Source organism: Herbaspirillum sp. FG34, from assembly GCF_057809315.1.
Genome location: NZ_JBMDJS010000010.1, coordinates 151339 through 168112, shown reverse-complemented (window position 1 = coordinate 168112; position 16774 = coordinate 151339). Strand labels below are relative to the sequence as shown.

General features: G+C 54.7%; 16 protein-coding genes and 1 tRNA gene. 12 read left to right on the top strand and 5 right to left on the bottom strand.

Annotated elements, in window-relative coordinates:
* The first annotated feature begins 97 nt into the window (after positions 1-97).
* The 7 genes from ACODSZ_RS14465 (at position 98) to ACODSZ_RS14435 (ending at position 8081) form a co-directional block, all read left to right on the top strand.
* Positions 98-1165 carry an Imm71 family immunity protein gene (locus ACODSZ_RS14465; protein ID WP_488927865.1) on the top strand — a complete coding sequence of 356 codons (1068 nt, stop codon included), beginning with the start codon at positions 98-100 and terminating at the stop codon, positions 1163-1165.
* Positions 1166-1379: 214 nt separating this feature from the next.
* Positions 1380-1532 carry a hypothetical protein gene (locus ACODSZ_RS14460; RefSeq protein WP_241822122.1) on the top strand — a complete coding sequence of 51 codons (153 nt, stop codon included), beginning with the start codon at positions 1380-1382 and terminating at the stop codon, positions 1530-1532.
* Positions 1529-2614 (top strand): Imm71 family immunity protein, encoded by a 1086-nt coding sequence (locus tag ACODSZ_RS14455; protein ID WP_488927864.1) that lies wholly within the window; start codon positions 1529-1531, stop codon positions 2612-2614. Before ACODSZ_RS14460 ends, ACODSZ_RS14455 begins: the two co-directional genes overlap by 4 nt.
* A gap of 295 nt (positions 2615-2909) precedes the next feature.
* Positions 2910-4613, top strand: coding sequence for a DUF2345 domain-containing protein (locus tag ACODSZ_RS14450; RefSeq protein ID WP_488927863.1), 1704 nt, complete (start codon positions 2910-2912; stop codon positions 4611-4613).
* 20 nt (positions 4614-4633) lie between these two features.
* Positions 4634-6058 (top strand): hypothetical protein, encoded by a 1425-nt coding sequence (locus ACODSZ_RS14445; protein ID WP_488927862.1) that lies wholly within the window; start codon positions 4634-4636, stop codon positions 6056-6058.
* The gene (locus tag ACODSZ_RS14440) at positions 6055-7020 is read left to right on the top strand and encodes a hypothetical protein (protein WP_488927861.1); all 966 of its coding nucleotides are present in this window, start codon (positions 6055-6057) and stop codon (positions 7018-7020) included. The genes ACODSZ_RS14445 and ACODSZ_RS14440 overlap by 4 nt, the downstream gene beginning before the upstream one ends.
* 224 nt (positions 7021-7244) lie before the next feature.
* Entirely contained in the window at positions 7245-8081 is an 837-nt protein-coding gene (locus ACODSZ_RS14435) for a hypothetical protein (RefSeq protein WP_488927860.1), read from the top strand.
* 196 nt (positions 8082-8277) lie between these two features.
* On the opposite strand, the gene ACODSZ_RS14430 is transcribed toward ACODSZ_RS14435, so the two are convergent.
* Positions 8278-10485 (bottom strand): OsmC domain/YcaO domain-containing protein, encoded by a 2208-nt coding sequence (locus ACODSZ_RS14430; protein ID WP_488927859.1) that lies wholly within the window; start codon positions 10483-10485, stop codon positions 8278-8280.
* Positions 10486-10637: 152 nt separating this feature from the next.
* Here ACODSZ_RS14430 and ACODSZ_RS14425 point away from each other — a divergent pair, with 152 nt between their 5' ends.
* The 5 genes from ACODSZ_RS14425 (at position 10638) to ACODSZ_RS14405 (ending at position 13997) form a co-directional block, all read left to right on the top strand.
* A complete protein-coding gene (locus ACODSZ_RS14425) occupies positions 10638-11039 on the top strand; it encodes a hypothetical protein (protein ID WP_488927858.1) in 402 nt (133 codons plus the stop codon).
* Between the two features lie 5 nt (positions 11040-11044).
* On the top strand, positions 11045-11725 hold the full coding sequence (locus ACODSZ_RS14420; RefSeq protein WP_488927857.1) for a tetratricopeptide repeat protein: 681 nt from the start codon (positions 11045-11047) through the stop codon (positions 11723-11725).
* A 206-nt stretch (positions 11726-11931) separates the two neighbouring features.
* Positions 11932-12549, top strand: coding sequence for an LbetaH domain-containing protein (locus ACODSZ_RS14415; RefSeq protein ID WP_488927856.1), 618 nt, complete (start codon positions 11932-11934; stop codon positions 12547-12549).
* A complete protein-coding gene (locus ACODSZ_RS14410; protein ID WP_488927855.1) occupies positions 12506-13495 on the top strand; it encodes a DUF1444 domain-containing protein in 990 nt (329 codons plus the stop codon). The genes ACODSZ_RS14415 and ACODSZ_RS14410 overlap by 44 nt, the downstream gene beginning before the upstream one ends.
* Positions 13496-13643: 148 nt before the next feature.
* Complete coding sequence (locus ACODSZ_RS14405; RefSeq protein WP_488927854.1) at positions 13644-13997, top strand: DUF2185 domain-containing protein; 354 nt, start codon at positions 13644-13646, stop codon at positions 13995-13997.
* A 588-nt stretch (positions 13998-14585) separates the two neighbouring features.
* Here the strand turns inward: ACODSZ_RS14405 and ACODSZ_RS14400 are convergent.
* The 4 genes from ACODSZ_RS14400 to ACODSZ_RS14385 form a co-directional block, all read right to left on the bottom strand.
* A tRNA-Thr gene (locus tag ACODSZ_RS14400) sits at positions 14586-14661 on the bottom strand.
* A gap of 24 nt (positions 14662-14685) precedes the next feature.
* A complete protein-coding gene (locus ACODSZ_RS14395) occupies positions 14686-15174 on the bottom strand; it encodes a ClpXP protease specificity-enhancing factor (protein WP_008332418.1) in 489 nt (162 codons plus the stop codon).
* A 120-nt stretch (positions 15175-15294) separates the two neighbouring features.
* Positions 15295-15906 (bottom strand): glutathione S-transferase N-terminal domain-containing protein, encoded by a 612-nt coding sequence (locus ACODSZ_RS14390; protein WP_017453790.1) that lies wholly within the window; start codon positions 15904-15906, stop codon positions 15295-15297.
* A 97-nt stretch (positions 15907-16003) separates the two neighbouring features.
* Entirely contained in the window at positions 16004-16768 is a 765-nt protein-coding gene (locus tag ACODSZ_RS14385) for a cytochrome c1 (protein WP_008332420.1), read from the bottom strand.
* Between the last annotated feature and the right edge of the window lie 6 nt (positions 16769-16774).

Genomic DNA, 16774 nt, shown 5'->3' with positions numbered 1-16774 from the left:
TAAAAGGCGGCAGCCGATCCACCTGCGGCATGGTGCGCGAACAAGCTAGCAAGGATAATGAACAAGTCTTAGTCCAGCCGTAAGGCAAATCAACGATATGAATATCCAAGACATCATGCTCCCATCGGAGAAAGAGCGGGGCCAAATTTTCCATTATCTTAAAAAGATCAGCTCGCTAACTGCGTGGCAGCGGATTTTCGAGTTTTACCAAGCCTGGGTGAACGTGGCAGAAAGTAGCGTTCGGGAAGCAGATACCCGGGGCTGGGGGAAAATGACATCCTTACCTTATTCGGACTACACATTCCTTTTAAAAAGCCTGGCCCATTGCGAAGAAGGAGTACGCCGCCTGAGGCTAGGAGACAAGCGGGTATTCAAATTCGATGCCAACGGCGAATTCGCCATGGCTGCCAGGGCAACGGGCCACTATTCACAGTTACTCTATCGTTTAGAAATCGGGGAAAATCGGATCAACGAAGAGTACACACCACTTTGGTCTGAATTCTCCTCAGCGTTGTTAACGGTCAGTCAGGCATGGGGAGAATGCGGCGTCAATATTCTGGAACCTCGTTATCAAGATGAGCCGGCACTACTTCCGTACAACGATTGGTTAAGAACGTTGCTGAAAGCATCCCCTTTTCCGGACGTTCTAGAGCCTGTCCCAGATCCACAAGATAACTTGTTAGTCCGCACCGGCTCATTGGTACCGTGCTCGGGAATCTGGGAACCTATAGATGCACCTAAGCCTTCCATGATCATGACCCTGCTTGGAAAAACTGAAACACCACTGCCACCTTTTACGCTCATGGGGTGCATGAACTATCTGCACGGAGCTTCTCCAGCACCGACGATCTGCGCATGTACCAAGGATGACGAAATCGATCTTGCCACTACTTGGCGCCTGCTCTGGCGAGACGACCGCTATATCGACGGCTTAATTCCAGAAGAGGAGAGGTATTACCGTTTCAACCAGCCTGAAGTAAAACATTCTGCACCGCAAAATGTCTCGGAGAAGGATCAGATCACCTGGACTGAAAGCGGTACGGCGGCACCTAAGACGGGTAGATGGCTGGTGGAGTCCGATATGACAGCCAGCATCGAACTGAAGGCTGGTGAGTTATTGCCCTTACATCAGGGGCGGATGGTGCGCTGGGTGCTGGCTGAATGAGGAATCGGCTTGACCAGAAGCTTCCTGTTATCCCTCATACGTGTTGGTACTCGTGAACATTCGCATGAAGATTGCGGACCGGCGCAGACAAGCGACTCACTGGCTAACTGGCTGAAAATTACCGCTGCAGGTCAAGTGAACTGGCCGTACAGCGAAAGAATTTTCGAGTTCAAAACAGACAGCCAAAGTGACGTTCACTGATCCAGAGACTGGCATGGAATTCACTTTCCATGCAACCGGCTGGACAGATGCAAACGGAATCTGGGGCTACCTTCGCCCCCCTGGAACAGGCTCAGTGCAAACTGCACGTGTCGGCGCTCGTGAACAGGCGGAAAAAGATAACGAACAGGTTCTCATTCATCCATGACTCAATACGGCAACAGAAAGATCAACGACATTATGCTGCCCTCTCCGTCCGAGCGACAGCAGCTCTTCTATCTTCTAAAAAAACTAAGTTCGCTGACAGCGTGGCAACGAATACTAGGGTTTTATAACGCGTGGGCGGACGCCACCGAGAACAGTGTGCGCGAGGCTGATGATCGCGGCTGGACCAACGAGACCTCTTTATCGCATTCCGAGTACGCCTATATTCTTAAATGCCTTGCCCACTGCGAAGAAGGTGTTATGCGCCTGAAAAAGGGCGATAAACGCGTTTTCAAGTTTGACGCCAATGGAGAATTTGCTATGGCACGGCGTATCTTGTCTCACTATTCGCAGCTTCTGGAGCGTATCGACATTGGAGAAAATCGCATCGACGAAGAGCATACGCCACGATGGGCTGAATTCCGTGAAGCGCTTATCCAGTTGGCAAAAGCTTGGGGCGAATGCGCAAAATATATTCTTGAATCTCGCTTCACTGATGAAGCGGCCCCGGTTCGTTACAACGAATGGCTGAAGAAACTGCTTCACTCGCGGAAATATCCACCCTTGCTCCATGAAGTACCTGATCCCAAAGACAATATATTTGTTCGAACTGGTGAGTTGACACCTTGCTCGGGAATCTGGGAGCCGATCGACGCTCCCAAGCCGTCACTGATAATGCTGCTGCTCGGAAAGGCAGAGAAATCTGAACCACCTTTCGCGATAATGGGCGCAATGAACTATCTGCATGGGGGCTCTCCCGCGCCTACGACGAGCGCGTTCATCATTGATGACAGCGTGGATATGGACACTACCTGGCGATTGTTATGGCGTGACGATCGCTATATCGACGGCTCCGTCCCCGAAGAGGAGAAGCATTACCGTTTCACTCAACCCGACGTAAAGCGTTCGACACAGCCAACTGTCGCGGTGAACGACCAGATCACCTGGGCTGAAAGCGGTGCAGCGGCACCTAAGGCAGGTAGATGGTTGGTGGAGTCCGATATGGCAACCAGCGTCGAACTGAAGGCAGGCGAGCTATTGCCCTTGCATCAGGGGCGCACGGTACGCTGGGTGCTGGCTGAATGAAGAATCAGCTTGACCGGATACTCCCTCTTCCCCCTCACGCGTGTCCGTACTCGTGAACATTCGCATGAAAATTGCGGACAGGCGCAGTGCATCAACTCTGTGCCGGTGCTCGGTTCGCTCTCACCCAGCATGAGCGCAATCCCGAGGGAGAGAACCGCTTCAAGCTGCTGTCGGTCAGCCATAGTGCTCGCAACAACTTCGACAGCAACATTGCCCAGATTCTTGATGAGGTATTGCCCGCGTCGCTCGGCCCTAGCTTCGTCAGCGCCCCATCCACACGCACCGCAACAGCTTCGTGGCCGTGCGCGATGGGGTTCCCATCGTTCCTGCCGCAATCACGGAGCGTCTCAAGCCAACTGCACGCGGCACGCAGACCGCATTGGTCACCGGCCTGCCGGACGCTGCTGTCACCACGGACCGCAATCATCGCGTCAAGGTGCAGTTCCATTGGCAACGCGGCCAGGCGCCGAACCCGGGCGGCCTGCGCGAGACCGGCAACCTCGATGACAAAGACGGCAACGCGCCCGGCAACGACGCCTCCGGCACCTGGGTACGCGTGGCCGAAGCCCAGTCCGGCCCCAACTGGGGCAGCCAGTTCACGCCGCGCATTGGCAGTGAAGTGCTGATCGATTTCATCGAGGGCGATATCGACCGGCCTGTCGTGGTCGCGCAGCTCTACAACGGCAGCGATGTACCGCCTTTCCCGGCTGGTGCCGATTCCGGAGCCAACCATGCCGGCACGATCTCGGGCTGGCACAGCACGGCGCATGATGGCAGTGGATTCAATCAATGGGTGGTGGACGATACGCAGTCGCAACTGCGCATGCGGCTAGCCTCCAGCCAGGCCAGGTCCCAGCTCAATCTCGGCCACCTGATCGAACAGGCCGACTCCGGCGCACAGCGCGGCAGCTATCGCGGTCAGGGTTTTGAACTGCGTAGTGACGCTTGGGGCGTGGTACGCGGTGCGGAGGGCTTGCTGATTTCCTCGACGGCGCGCCCGGCTGCCGGGGCCAGCGTAACCAGCACGCAGATGGATGCCCAGGAGGCCGTCGCCCAACTGAAGGGGGCGCAGCAACTGGCCCAGACCATGGGGGATGCCGCCACGCAGCAGCAGGCGCTGCATAGTGCGGATGCCTTGCAGGCCAAGAGGGATTTCATCTCCATCATCGACCCTGCTGATCAAGGCAAGCATCCGGGCAGCGTCAATGGCCAGGACGCCTTCAAGAGCAAAGAGGGTTCCCGCGAGAGCGACACCGCGCAACCGGTCGAGAAGTTCGCCAAGGCGGCGGTGCTGATGGAATCTCCGGCCAACATCAACTGGGCCAGCGCTGCCTCCACGGTGCTCTATGCCGGTGAGAACCTGCACTGGACCAGCCAGGGCGATACCCACTGGACTGCTGCGGACACTGCCAGCCTGGCCGCTGGCAAGGCGGCTACCCTGTTTGCGCAAGACGGAGGTATCCAGGCTTATACGGGCAATGGACCGGTCTCGTTGCAGGCGCATACCGATGCGCTGGAGATCCTGGCCGACAAGGAGGTGAGCGTAATCAGCGTCAATGAGGGCATCGAGATCAAGGCGCGCCAGAAGATCGTGCTGCAGGCGGGACAGGCTTCGGTGACGTTGGAGGGCGGGAATATTACGTTTGCCTGTCCGGGGACGTTTTCGGTGAAGGGGGGGACGCATGCGTTTCCGGGAGGGGCGTCGCTGGCAGCCTCTCTATCCCCTCTGCCCAATCCCAATGCCGAAATAAGCAACTTCATCAATATCAATTATCGGGACGTCTATGGGGAGCCGATGCAGGACGTCGGATACAAAATCAAGTTTTCGGACGGTGCCACCATTCAAGGAAAACTGGATGCAAAAGGAGAAGCGCATCACGAAAATGTGCCCGAGAAGCCGACTCACGTGGAATACGAACCAAGGACACCCGATCCGGAATCATCTTGGCAACCACTATCCGAGCTGGTCGCAAAGGCGCAGGAAAAATTTAATTCTTAAGGGCGCTCTCCTATTAAGCCATGAATGACCAATTCGAAAATGCTCTTGCCTGGTTTTCCTCTGCGCCTAGTCGGTGGCTATCAAGTGCGAGAAAAGATCTATCGGCTGCGGGAGAATGGCTCTGGGGCGTGATTCAGGGTGATTTCAATGAGAACCCGACCACAGCGCAAACTGCGGTGAGTACCGTGGTTTCGATGATCCCATTTGTAGACCAGATTTGTGATGTTCGGGATATCGTCGCGAACTGCAAGAAAATCCATTCGGAGCCCAATGAAGCATGGCACTGGGTAGCATTATGCTTGACGCTGATCGGTCTGTTCCCGACGTTGGGATCGTTGGTGAAGGGCTGTGGGAAAGTGATGTTTTCGGCGCTACGCCGCGCTTCATTAGGAGCGGCTAGAAAGGCAACCGCCGTATTGCCTGATATAACGAAATATATCGAACTCAGCATTTCTCTCCTCAACCGTTTTCTTGCTCGGCCAGAGGTCGTCAAAACGCTGAGAGCATTGAAGATCGATAATCCCTATAAGTATCTCGCCGTGAAACTGCGGGAAGTAAAAGCCCAAGTAAATGTCGGCAAGTTACTTGCGGCCTTTGATGACGGGAAGAAAGCCACGTTATCGCTTCTGGAGTTGGTCAGAAAATGGGGGGGGCCTGCTCTGGGTGATCGCGCCATCGGTCTGATGAAACTGATAAATGAAGTGCGCGCTCAAGCAGACCGAATGCTTGCCAAAGCGATGAAACCTTTACAAGATCTGTTGGACCAGTTGGCCCGGCGCTTGGATATTGAATCGGACATGCTACATCGCGCCCATCTCAACACAATCAATCCGCATGGCTTCCGAAGAACCACCACTGATGCAGAAAAGGAGGCTTTCGACAAAGACCTTCCGCCTTGGGCGACCAAATCCAAGACGTTGAAGTATCCTCCACTGGAAGCCCCCCCCAACGTTCCCCCGGGGTATCCTCGATTCGAGGATGGGCTCGCCACAAAAAATGCGTACGACACTTTCAATACCATACGGCCATTGGATCTGCCCGCCGGCACGAAACTGCGTCGAGTGCTTGACCCGAAGTCAGCGGACAATTCGATCTGCTGGATGACTGAAGAAGAATTCCAGAAGCTCCAGAGCAAAGCAGATTGGCGCGAACGCTTCGCAGTCTGGGCGAGCTGGAACAGCAACGGGGAAGTAATTACCTACATCGTTCCCGAAGGCGGTCTAAAGGTGTGGGAGGGTGTGGTAGCTTCGCTGCAATTGAAGAATTCAACCTATGTGCTTGAAGGTGGAGCACGACAAATTGTGGTCAATCCGGATGACCTGAAGAAAGCCTTGGTGAGCAAGCGACAACCTACCCATTGGGGCTATGATGAATTCGGTCAAAAGACTGATCTGGTTGGTGTTCCGGTTCTCACTAACAATTGGTACGAGTCAAAAAAGAAATGATTAACTCTCCTGGCCATATCGATCCACAAGAAATTTTTCTCTTGGAACGTTACACGTCTCTTGAATACCTGGGCCAATTGCGAGACAGATGGCAAGAGCTACTTGAATTTGTGGAGTCACGGCTGAATCAGTTCATGCAAAACTTGCCTCCTGATTACCGCAACCGCGCTCTACCTGAACAACCTGATATCGTTTGGGGAGAACAGGTGCTTCCCAACTTCCGAGATACATTCGACGGCCTCTGCAGCGGTTATATCAAGTTGTCTCATGGAGACTTCGATGGACTCAAGAGCGCGCATGGAGTGCGCTCGGACTTCAAGGGGCAGCTCGAATTTTCCGCCGATTGGATGGGCGATGAAGGCGTACCTACGTATCGACACCTCTTGAATCAGGCGCTCGTCCGGGCTCGCAACATCATTTCTACTCAAGGTGCATACTGGTCGGCCGGAACCTTGTCACCCCGCTATACCCCGGAGGACCGCGGGCCACTCGATGCGCCGGATACCTGGCCTGGCTACGCGCTTGATCCTTCCGCCACCGCGCGAACAGGACAGCAACCGCCAAGACCAGGCATCTATGTTCCAGACCAATCCAATTCCAGCGCTCAGTTCCTGGGGCCGGACATTGATGAGGCACCCGAATGCAGCATATTCCTGGGAATGCAATCTCTCTACATTCCGGGGACCTCAGAAAAATACGGTGAAGAAGCTCTGCATCAGACCGCTCCATGCACATGGACGCTGGTCAAGAAGGTGGCCCATCAACGGAAGGTAACATCGCTAAGCGCACCGCAGGATTTCAAGCGACGCGTTGCAAGCGGAGAACTCTGCCCGGAGGATGGATATTATTTCACGCCTGCCCAACTGAATTCCCGACGCAAGTTCAAGCGCGGAGAGACCATGCCAACCCTGAATTCCCAATATGGTGCCACCATCTGGCAATGGGATGCAGATCAGGATTGAACGCAAGATGCAAAGAAAAGCAGCTTGACCAGGATAAAGACCGAATTCTCTGGCATATCAGCTCATCTTGCTTGCCTCAAGAAGCGAAAAATCCAGGACAAATAGAATGAGCAAGTACCCCATTGAACTCAGACTGCCCCAGAAAAAACACGTCTGTCTGCCTGCTTTACCATTTCGCCTCCCTCGAATATCTGAAAGGCCTTCAAGTACGCCTGCACGAGCTGATGCGATTCGTCGATCCAACGTTGGCCGAAGCCAAGCTTCAAGGCCGCGACGCATTGCTGACCAACAGCCGCTGGGGAACACGTGACACCTCGGAGAACTGGGCCAATAATGGCTGGCCATTTCTTGCCGACTTCGAACTATCTGTCGCCACGCAGATTGCAGAGCGTGCATTCGAAGTCTATTCATTTACCGATGCGTACAATTGTGGGCGCGGCCTGTCGGAGTACTCTCTGAACTGGATGACACCGGAGGAGGAAGATGAATTCCAATCCCGCTTCGATGATCTATACCTGTACGCGCACAATATCGACAGAAAATTAAAGAAATCCGGTATCTCTGGAGGATGGGATGATTTTGATTTGACAGTATGCCTCGCGAAACATCCCGAAGCACTTGGAGACGCGACGGCATTGAGACTTCGAAGCGACATCAACGCCCACAGCGGCACAACACCGCCGCGTACCGGCATCTATTTGCCTCTCGACGACCCTCATGGCACTCCTCAATTTTGCTGGACCGGAAAGCCTTCAGGAACACTCAAGGAGTGCGCCACATTTAACGATCTTGGACTTGAAGCACTCGCGAGCGTCGGTCGTCAAGCGCTGTGGCTAGATGATTACCGTATGAATCAATTCGTGCAAAGTCACCTTCAAGATCCTCGCTTGATGGCAGATCCGTACTTCAATGAAAGTACAAATGATCCCGAGCTCGCTGCAAGTCTTATAGCGCGCCAAGCTTTTACTTCACGTCCCTGTCCCTGCGATTGGATTTACGTAGAACAACTTCACGGACAGCCTATCGACTTGTTCGAACATCCGTCCAATGCAGGAGCTTAAACGCTCCCCAGTCCGCAACGTAACGTCGCCACGAGAACGAATACCGATCAGGACTGAATGCTGCAGGACAGGCCCGGTCCCCGTTTGGCCCTGCCTCAACCCGCCGATATGAACATCAAAGACCTGATGATCAATCCCAACGCGGATGCTGGGCTCAGCTATTGCGACTGCCCCCTCATAAAGCGAATAAACTTCCTCAAGCGGCATCCGCCTGCGCAAACCTCGCCCGCGCCTTGTGCAACTTGCGATAGCTATCAAGCAGGCGCTGATGACGCTCCAGTCCTTCGAGCTTCATGCTGGTCGGCGTCAAGCCAAAGAAGCGCACGCTTCCCGTCACCGATCCGATGGCCGCGTCCATGCGCGCGTTGCCGAACATGCGGCGAAAATTGGTCTCGTAGTCAGCCAGTTCCAACTCATCATCCAGTTTCACTTCCAGCACGACATTCAAGGCCTGGTAGAACAGACCGCGTTCGACCGAATTGTCGTTGTACTGCAAGAAGGCGCCGACCAGGTCATGTGCCTCGTCGAATTGCTGCAAGGCCAGATTGATCAGCAACTTTAGTTCGAGCACCGTCAACTGGCCCCATTCGGTGTTTTCGTCGAAGTCGATACCGATCAGGGTCGCGATATCCGAGTAATCATCCAGCTCGTTGTTCTCCAGACGATCAAGCAAGGCAGCCAGCGCCTTGTCGTCCAGGCGATGCAGATTCAGGATGTCCTCGCGGAACAGCAGCGCCTTGTTGGTGTTGTCCCAGATCAGGTCCTCCACCGGATAGACCTCGGAATAGCCCGGCACCAGAATGCGGCAAGACGTAGCGCCCAGCTGGTCATACACCGCAACGTAGGCCTCCTTGCCCATCTGCTCCAGAATGCCGAACAAGGTAGCCGCCTCGTCGGCATTGGAATCTTCCCCCTGACTGGAGAAATCCCATTCCACGAATTCATAATCCGACCTGGCACTGAAGAAGCGCCACGACACGATGCCGGAGGAGTCGATGAAATGCTCGACGAAATTGTTGGGCTCGGTCACGGCATTGCTCTCGAAGGTCGGCTGCGGCAAATCGTTGAGGCCCTCGAAGCTGCGGCCTTGCAGCAGCTCCGTCAGGCTGCGCTCAAGCGCCACCTCGAAGCTCGGATGTGCGCCGAAGGAAGCAAACACGCCGCCGGTGCGTGGGTTCATCAAGGTCACGCACATCACCGGATAGACCCCGCCCAGCGAAGCATCCTTGACCAGCACCGGGAAGCCCTGCTCTTCCAGCCCCTGGATACCTGCCACGATGCCAGGGTATCTGGCCAGGACTTCTTGCGGCACGTCGGGCAGGCAGATCTCGCCTTCCAGGATTTCACGCTTGACCGCGCGCTCGAAGATCTCCGAAAGGCATTGCACCTGAGCTTCAGGCAGGGTATTGCCGGCACTCATGCCGTTGCTCACGAAGAGGTTCTCGACCAGATTGGAAGGGAAATACACGACCTCGCCATCCGACTGTCTTACGTAAGGCAGCGAACAGATACCTCGCTGGGCGTTGCCCGAATTGGTGTCGATCAGATGCGACGCGCGCAGCTCGCCGTCCGGGTTGTATATTTCCAGGCAATACGCGTCCAGGATTTCCTTGGGCAGCTTGTCTGCGCGAGCGGGCTTGAACCAGCGCTCGTTGGGGTAATGCACGAAGTCGGCATTGGCAATCTCCTCACCCCAGTAGGAACCGGCGTAGAAATGGTTGTTGCTGATGCGTTCGATGTACTCACCCAGCGCCGAGGCCAGCGCGCTTTCCTTGGTGGCGCCCTTGCCGTTGGTGAAGCACATCGGCGAATGCGCATCGCGGATATGCAGCGACCACACATTGGGAATGATATTGCGCCAGGAAGCGATCTCGATCTTGATGCCCAGTTCGGCCAGCAAGCCCGACATGTTGGCGATGGTCTGCTCCAGAGGCAAATCCTTGCCAAGGATATGCGTGCTCACGCCGGCTTCGGGCTTGAGTGTGAGCAAGGACTGCGCATCGGCGTCCAGGCTTTCCACTTCCTCGATGACGAATTCCGGCCCCTGCTGCACCACCTTCTTGACCGTACAGCGCTCGATCGAACGCAGGATGCCGCGGCGGTCTGCCTCCTCGATGTCGGCCGGCAGTTCGACCTGGATCTTGAAGGTCTGCTGGTAGCGGTTTTCCGGATCGACGATGTTGTTCTGGGATAGCCGGATGTTCTCGGTCGAGATATTGCGCGTATTGCAGTACAGCTTCACGAAGTACGCCGCGCACAGGGCCGATGACGCCAGGAAGTAATCAAAGGGGCCAGGTGCCGAGCCGTCTCCTTTGTAGCGGATGGGCTGATCTGCGATGACGGTAAAGTCGTCGAACTTGGCTTCAAGACGCAGCTTGTCGAGGAAGTTGACTTTGATTTCCATGGCGAAATTCCGAGAATGAACCGAAGAGGTGGCTGAAACTGACGTGTTCAGGAGTCCGGCCGCTACAGCGGCCCGGAGAATTGTCGTGACGAGCGCGATATCATTGGCGATGCCGTTGATCGGCGCTATCGGTCGTCCGGCAAAGAGCCTTGATGATAGCTCAGGTGACCTTGCGCCGGCAGCGTGACCGTGTTGAGTGCTTCACAAAGGCCGCAGCTCAGGCTGGGGGAGACGACGTCTCAATGGGCAAAAATGCGGAGCAAAAGAAAAACGGCTCACATCGCTGTGAGCCGCTTCGGTATTGGTGCTGGCTGCAGGACTTGAACCCGCCACCCCCTGATTACAAGTCCGGCGCGAATATCAATTATATCAAAGACTTAGCTCATTTTTTTGCTTCGCAATCAAGAAATTTAGCGCCTCGCAAGCCCTTATTGGGCGCCGGTCGCTCGACGATTGCGAAGCGGAATTTTCATTGCCAGATGCGAATGTTTGCTACAGTTGCCGATGTCCGCAATCGGCCAGAAACTAGAAAATATGGAGAAAACCCATGGTAAAAATAATGAATAGAAACCTGATCTTTTTCTTACTCATCTCTTTTAGCGCATTTCCTCTGCCAGCCACAGCAGACCGGTTCCTTTCTGAAGAGACCAAGGCATTGATTGTCAAAGCCGAAGCGGGCGATGCTGAAGCGCAGATTCAGGTCGCCCTGGCTTACGATGTCGGCAAAGGGGCACCGCAGGATAGAAGTAACGCGATGAAGTGGTATCGCGTGGCGGCCGAAGGGGGTAATGTCGAAGCGCAGAACAGTCTTGGAAGCATGTTTCAGGAAGGAAAAGAGTACAGGGATGCGCTTTTTTGGTACGAGAAAGCAGCTTCGCAAGGACATGCCCAGGCAACAAATAGCGCAGCTTATCTTTATGATACGGGGCTCGGCACTCCGCAAGACAGACATAAAGGTTTTGAACTCTATTCCCGAGCTGCAGACCTGGGCTGGGCCGAAGCAATGTGGAATATCGCCAATATGTACGGTGCTGGGCAACTTGGAAAGGTAGACGAGCGAATGGCTTGTGTATGGATTGTCCGTGCCTCGCGGTTTTCTGGGGCAAGGGAGAAGCGGCTTTCAGTCCATTTGGCTAACATCCTGCCAAAACTGGAGCGCTCCTTGACTCCAGATGATCTCGCTTCGTGCCGGGAACAGGGCAATACTTGGTCCCCAGCATCGATTGCCAACGCCAAATGATCTGACCTTAATTGGCAACTTACTGATCGGACCTGCGCATAATAAATTCGCAAGATTCTATCTGCAGACTACAACGAATCTGGGATGTCTCGGACCGCTTGCGGCCAGAAGCAGACTATCTACGATGAGCACCCGCCTGTTTTAAAAGTTTTCTAAATTAGAGTTGTCAAAACCGATCAGCTAAAGCCTGTCGAGCTACGCAAGCCATGCATTTGTCTCAATTTATCTCTGGAATAGAAACCACCCCTCTTTCTAGCTGGAAAGACCTTAGCCCGTGGCGACTGACCAGCCAAAGTGAGTCTATCGTCAGGTTGATGATGGATGACCTTGATCGGTTTCAATTCAAGATTGAGAATGGGGTAGCCGTTCATGTAACGGCTGCTGTTGAAAGCGGCGCGATCTTGAAAGGGCCTGCAATAATCGGCCCGGGCGTCTTCGTCGCGGCCCATGCCTATATCCGGGGTGGTAACTGGATTGATGAACGCTGCAGTATTGGCCCTGGGTGTGAGATCAAGTCGTCTTTCATTTTCGCAGAATCCAGATTGGCCCATTTCAATTTCGTCGGAGATTCGATTATTGGGCGCGATGTCAATCTCGAAGCGGGGTCCATCATATGCAATCACCGCAATGAGCGAGTCAACAAAACGATCTCTGTGCGCGCTAACGGAATTATGCTCAATATCGGCATTGAGAAGTTTGGTGCCTTAGTCGGAGACCACAGCTGTCTTGGGGCGAATTCTGTAATTGCACCTGGCACGCTGATTCAACGGAGCACGGTCATTGAACGAGGTGCTTTGCGTGACGACGATGCCACTGAAATTTAAGTGCCGACGTCTGTTATCGGCCAAAGACCGTCGTAGCGCATTACACTTCCAATCTGTCGATAACAACAACGGGGGCAACTTGCCTTTCACCAGACTCAAGACAATCAGATTCGTCTGCTTATGTTTGACCCTGCTCACGATGGCAGCGGCACATGCCGAACCTGTACCGCTGGAGCCGGCGGCGTTCACCGAATACATGGCGTCAAGAATTCGCGCTGAAGTTGGCGATACTCCTGTGACGGTCAAGGGGCCCTTGACCTTGGCCGTGGGCAGCTTGCAGGCGAACTTGGATCGCCTCTACAGCTATTGCCGGAAAGGCGGCGAGACGTGCGAGATTGAGTCCGGCAACTATGCTAAGACCGCGTCTGACCTTCTCAAGGAGCGCAATACGCCGCCCGACCCGGATGCTGTTCGCCTCGTGATCCGCTCAACCGACTATATCAAGCATGCGCAGGCGTCATTGGGCGCAAATGCGTCCGGACTCAATCTTCAACTTCGCCCCTTTGTGGATGGCCTGGTGGCAGTGGCGGTTCTCGATACGCCGCGAGCTGTTCGCCCCTTGAGTGACAAGGATCTGGAGAAGATCGGCTTATCAGAAGAACAGCTGTTCGAGCTTGGCGCCAAGAATGTGCGTGCTGCACTGAGGCCGCTATCCGAAACTGCCAAGCCGGTAGCCGCCGGAAGAATTGGAACCATCCATGGCAACTTCTACGAGGTTGGCCGCGTCACGTTGCATGATGACTGGGCGCCCCTGGCATCTTCGCAAGACGGGGTGCTGCTGATCGCGCTCCCCACCACGGATGCCGTGCTCTACATCTCCGAAGCCAGCCCTGCGGCAATTGAACGACTGAAGGGACTTTCTCGGGATATTGCACGCAGATCCCCGAATCCACTGTCATCGGCAGTGATTCGATGGACCAAGGAGCGATGGGAATTGGTGCCCTAGCCGGGACAGCCAATGATGATCCGACGACCAGGAGGAATGGTGGAAGTCTTTCCTTCTGTTCTGGCACCGATCCAGGAACCTCGAAAGAATTCCTGTTGATGTCTCTTATCGGCCAGAACCAGACATACCCAACTCAAGAACTCTAACCATGAATGATCAAAAAAAGAAATTCGCACTTACGGCTGATCAAATCAGGCCTCTGGCTACTGGCAGAGGAGGATGCATTGCTACAGATAAAATCACTGTTGAGGGCAAGCCGGTGGGATATATGGTGCGCGAAGAGACGTCACGCCCGGGCGACAGCGGGTGGTGTTTTATGGCTGGCGACGAGACTCAGGAATATATGGATAACGGCGCCAACCACGGAATTTACGACGTAAATACTATCGCAAACTATTCTCCGGACATTGTAGGGCTTCTTGATTCGCCCCCACGCACAGCGTTCGCAAGGATCTTGTCTGGAAAACTCATTCAGGTGCCGTATGAGGAACCATTGGAATAACGTGCAGCATGAAGGGCCGGAATCGGCCAGAAGCCGTCATACCATTTCTATCATTTATGACAAAGACAATCGATAACATTGTATGGAGGATGCCCTGGAGACCGTTGACTCATCCTCGAGACGTACCTGCTCTTCAGCTCCAACTGGAACGAGAGCTTGCAGAAGGCCATCCCCTCTGGGGGAAAGATATTGAAGTCGTTGGCCGTCGAGTGGACAACGATGATGTATTGGTCCTTTGTTGTGATGGAACAATGGTAATTGTCCACCTCGACTGGGCAACCGGCCCGCATATAAAACCGGCAGAATACCCATCAGTTATCGCGTACCAGTCTCTAGCCGAATTCCAGCAGTTCATTGATTCTGATGCACATGACTATGGTGACGATGATTGATTCAAAGTCCGCAATCGGCCAGAAGCGGACGTAGTCAGAGAAAAATAGCCCAGTTAATTTGGGCTATTTTTTGCGAGTAAAAATCGTCCGATTTCAGTGACTGCATAAAATCACCAAGAAACAGGCCGCTTCGCAAAAAAAAGTGCGTTGCGAAGCAAAATAAAAAGGCTCTCCGGTCGGAGAGCCTTTTAAATACTGGTGCTGGCTGCAGGACTTGAACCCGCCACCCCCTGATTACAAGTCAGGTGCTCTACCAGATGAGCTAAGCCAGCAAAACTTCAGCCGGCGATTATAGCTTACTTGATGCGAGTCAGTACAGGGCGACCACCCTTTTTCGGCGGTTCCGGATCATCATCGCCTTTATCGCCGCCTTCGGCGGGTTTCTTTTCTGGCTCGGATACTGGCACCGACGACAAGACCGGTGTGACGCTTTCCTGTTCAGCTGCCTGCTGCGCCTCCTCTGCCTTGGCCGGCGCCGGGGCTTCGAACGCCATGCCCTGGCCATTCTCTCGGGCATAGATGGCGATCACGTTTTCGACGGGAACCAGAATATCGCGTGAAACGCCACCAAAACGGGCGCTGAAGTGAATGTTGTCGTTCTCCATCTTCAGACCGCTGGTGGCCTCGAAGCTGATGTTGAGGACGATTTCGCCATTCTTGACGAACTGCATCGGCACGCGCGTGCGGCCGTCGACGACCACGGCGATGTGCGGCGTGTAGCCATTGTCGGTGCACCACTCGTAGATGGCGCGCAGCAGATAAGGCTTGGTGGAGACTTCTGGCATGACTGGTGTGGTGTGCGATGCGCCTGTAAAAACCGCATCTGCCGGCTAGGCCGGGGTGGAAAGCAATCTGAACAACTGGCAGCTGCACCACCGCTCAGGCGGTAGTGCAGCCGGTACGGCTTAACGGCGCATGACCTTTTCGGACGGGGTCAGGGCTTCAATGTAAGCAGGACGCGAGAAAATGCGCTCGGCATACTTCATCAGCGGGGCTGCCGTCTTCGACAGCTCGATGCCATAGTGATCCAGGCGCCACAGCAACGGGGCCAGGGCCACGTCCAGCATGGAGAACTCGTCACCGAGCATGTACTTGTTCTTCAGGAACAACGGTGCCAGCTGGGTCAGGCGGTCACGAATCTCGTGACGGGCCTTTTCCTGATTCTTCTCGGCAGCCTTGGACTTTTCATTTTCCAGGGTGTGCACGTGAACGAACAGTTCCTTCTCGAAGTTGAACAGCATCAGCCGCGCGCGGGCACGCATGAGCGGATCAGCCGGCATCAGCTGCGGATGCGGGAAGCGCTCATCGATGTACTCGTTGATGATGTTCGATTCGTACAGCACCAGATCACGCTCGACCAGGATAGGCACCTGGCCATAGGGATTCATGACCGAAATGTCTTCCGGCTTGTTGAACAGGTCGACGTCGCGGATCTCGAAATCCATGCCCTTTTCGAACAAGACGAGGCGGCAACGTTGCGAAAATGGGCAGGTCGTGCCCGAGTAGAGAACCATCATTTTTTCAGAGCCCTAAAACAAAAGGGGGGCGAGACGCATAACGCTCACCCCGATACGCAATTCCGCAAAAACTGCGCGGATACGTGATTGTACGTTTTTACTTGATGTTCTTCCAATAGGACGCGTTCAAACGCCACGCCAATACCGAGAAGATTCCCAGGAACAACAGCACCCAGACACCCAGACGCTTGCGCGTATTCTGCGCCGGCTCACCCATCCATTGCAAATAGGCAACGAGATCGGCGACATTGTTGTCATACTCCGCCGCGCTCATCTTGCCAGGCTTGACTTGTTCGAAGCCGGCAAACTTGTGGATGGTCTTGTTCGCGTCGTGAGGATCCTTCTCTTCCACGAACTTGGCCTTGCGGATACCTTGCAATTCCCACAACACATGCGGCATGCCAACGTTGGGGAAGAGCATGTTGTTCCAGCCGGTGGGGCGGCTGTCGTCCGTATAATAACTGCGCAGGTAGGTATAAATCCAGTCCGGACCGCTACCGGCCTCCGATGCCTTGGCCCGGGCGATCACCGACAGGTCCGGCGGCGCCGCGCCAAACCAGGCCTTGGCATCCTGCGGCGTCATCGCGATCTTCATCAGGTCGCCGACCTTTTCCCCACTGAACATGAGGTTGTTCTTGATCTGGTCTTCGGTCAGGCCGATGTCGCGCAGACGGTTGTAGCGCATGGCCGAGGCCGAATGACAGTTCAGGCAATAGTTGACGAACAGCTTGGCACCGTTTTGCAGCGAAGAAACATCCTTGGTACGGTCCGGGGCGTGATCCAGCGGGAAGCCCCCTTCGTTGGCGCAGGCCAGTGCCGGCAGCAAGGCCAGCGCGGCAATCACTTTCTTGAGCAATGTCATGTTCTT

What these genes read in the sequence shown, in the direction of transcription:
- ACODSZ_RS14425 (WP_488927858.1), top strand. Translation starts at nt 10,638, where the DNA reads ATGATAGCTCAGGTGACCTTGCGCCGGCAGCGTGACCGTGTTGAGTGC.
- ACODSZ_RS14460 (WP_241822122.1), top strand. Translation starts at nt 1,380, where the DNA reads ATGGAATTCACTTTCCATGCAACCGGCTGGACAGATGCAAACGGAATC.
- ACODSZ_RS14420 (WP_488927857.1), top strand. Translation starts at nt 11,045, where the DNA reads ATGAATAGAAACCTGATCTTTTTCTTACTCATCTCTTTTAGCGCATTT.
- ACODSZ_RS14405 (WP_488927854.1), top strand. Translation starts at nt 13,644, where the DNA reads ATGAATGATCAAAAAAAGAAATTCGCACTTACGGCTGATCAAATCAGG.
- ACODSZ_RS14385 (WP_008332420.1), bottom strand. Translation starts at nt 16,768, where the DNA reads ATGACATTGCTCAAGAAAGTGATTGCCGCGCTGGCCTTGCTGCCGGCA.
- ACODSZ_RS14440 (WP_488927861.1), top strand. Translation starts at nt 6,055, where the DNA reads ATGATTAACTCTCCTGGCCATATCGATCCACAAGAAATTTTTCTCTTG.
- ACODSZ_RS14435 (WP_488927860.1), top strand. Translation starts at nt 7,245, where the DNA reads ATGCGATTCGTCGATCCAACGTTGGCCGAAGCCAAGCTTCAAGGCCGC.
- ACODSZ_RS14455 (WP_488927864.1), top strand. Translation starts at nt 1,529, where the DNA reads ATGACTCAATACGGCAACAGAAAGATCAACGACATTATGCTGCCCTCT.
- ACODSZ_RS14445 (WP_488927862.1), top strand. Translation starts at nt 4,634, where the DNA reads ATGAATGACCAATTCGAAAATGCTCTTGCCTGGTTTTCCTCTGCGCCT.
- ACODSZ_RS14395 (WP_008332418.1), bottom strand. Translation starts at nt 15,174, where the DNA reads ATGCCAGAAGTCTCCACCAAGCCTTATCTGCTGCGCGCCATCTACGAG.
- ACODSZ_RS14465 (WP_488927865.1), top strand. Translation starts at nt 98, where the DNA reads ATGAATATCCAAGACATCATGCTCCCATCGGAGAAAGAGCGGGGCCAA.
- ACODSZ_RS14415 (WP_488927856.1), top strand. Translation starts at nt 11,932, where the DNA reads ATGCATTTGTCTCAATTTATCTCTGGAATAGAAACCACCCCTCTTTCT.
- ACODSZ_RS14430 (WP_488927859.1), bottom strand. Translation starts at nt 10,485, where the DNA reads ATGGAAATCAAAGTCAACTTCCTCGACAAGCTGCGTCTTGAAGCCAAG.
- ACODSZ_RS14390 (WP_017453790.1), bottom strand. Translation starts at nt 15,906, where the DNA reads ATGATGGTTCTCTACTCGGGCACGACCTGCCCATTTTCGCAACGTTGC.